2 protein-coding genes are annotated in these 957 nt (G+C 42.3%); both read right to left on the reverse strand.

Annotated features, from left to right (window positions below; all coding sequences use genetic code 11):
• Positions 1 to 131: 131 nt before the first annotated feature.
• Entirely contained in the window at positions 132 to 479 is a 348-nt protein-coding gene (locus DWY25_RS17550) for a FliH/SctL family protein (protein ID WP_117896424.1), read from the reverse strand.
• Positions 480 to 519: 40 nt separating this feature from the next.
• Positions 520 to 858 (reverse strand): hypothetical protein, encoded by a 339-nt coding sequence (locus tag DWY25_RS17555; protein ID WP_117896426.1) that lies wholly within the window; start codon positions 856 to 858, stop codon positions 520 to 522.
• Positions 859 to 957: the final 99 nt, after the last annotated feature.

The raw sequence follows: 957 nt of genomic DNA on the forward strand, positions 1-957 counted from the left end.
CGAAGTTACGCATTTTTTTATTTTTTCCTATCCCTTATCTGTCACAGCCTCTTCCTTTGATTTCATTCTAAGCTCCATTTCGATCGGAAAATGTCCAACAGTGTTAAAAGAAACAGGACGCTGTTGTATTTCTAACTTTTCATCTTGATAAACAATTTTGCAATCTGATCCGCGGTCCAATCAGGATGTTCTTCATGACAGATAAATATCTGACGGATTACCGTTTCATCTTCATCTAAAATCTCTGCGATCTCTGAAATGAGCTTGCCTTTTTTCATATTTTTCAGCACCTGTTTAATGACTTTGCATAATTCGCCTCGTTCCATGCTTCGTTCTAAACCTTGTTCTAAGCCTTCCTGCTTACCCATCCGTTTGCCCTGTTCCAGCCATTCCCGCTGACGATCCGCTCTTTCCAGTTCCGCCATGATCGCCTTTGTTTCTCTGAAGTACGCTTCAAAATCCATCGTCATTTCATCCATTATTCTTCACTCTGCTTTCAAGGAAAAATGAAACTTGCTTCTAGTTTCTTATTCTCGTTGCAATCTGATCCGCGGTCCAATCAGGATGTTCTTCATGACAGATAAATATCTGACGGATTACCGTTTCATCTTCATCTAAAATCTCTGCGATCTCTGAAATGAGCTTGCCTTTTTTCATATTTTTCAGCACCTGTTTAATGACTTTGCATAATTCGCCTCGTTCCATGCTTCGTTCTAAACCTTGTTCTAAGCCTTCCTGCTTACCCATCCGTTTGCCCTGTTCCAGCCATTCCCGCTGACGATCCGCTCTTTCCAGTTCCGCCATGATCGCCTTTGTTTCTCTGAAGTACGCCTCAAAATCCATCGTCATTTCGCTCATCTTCCTGACCACCTTTCTGAGATTCTCATCTTGTTCGCATATCTGCCGAATCCATTCCCGTTTTTCCGGGTCCGCCAAGTTTCCATATAGGATTGCCCA

The sequence above is a fragment of the Holdemania filiformis genome (genome assembly GCF_003459085.1).
Lineage (GTDB): Bacteria > Bacillota_I > Bacilli_A > Erysipelotrichales > Erysipelotrichaceae > Holdemania > Holdemania filiformis.

Coding starts and splice junctions, on each gene's coding strand:
- DWY25_RS17555 (WP_117896426.1), bottom strand. CDS start 858: ATGAGCGAAATGACGATGGATTTTGAGGCGTACTTCAGAGAAACAAAG.
- DWY25_RS17550 (WP_117896424.1), bottom strand. CDS start 479: ATGGATGAAATGACGATGGATTTTGAAGCGTACTTCAGAGAAACAAAG.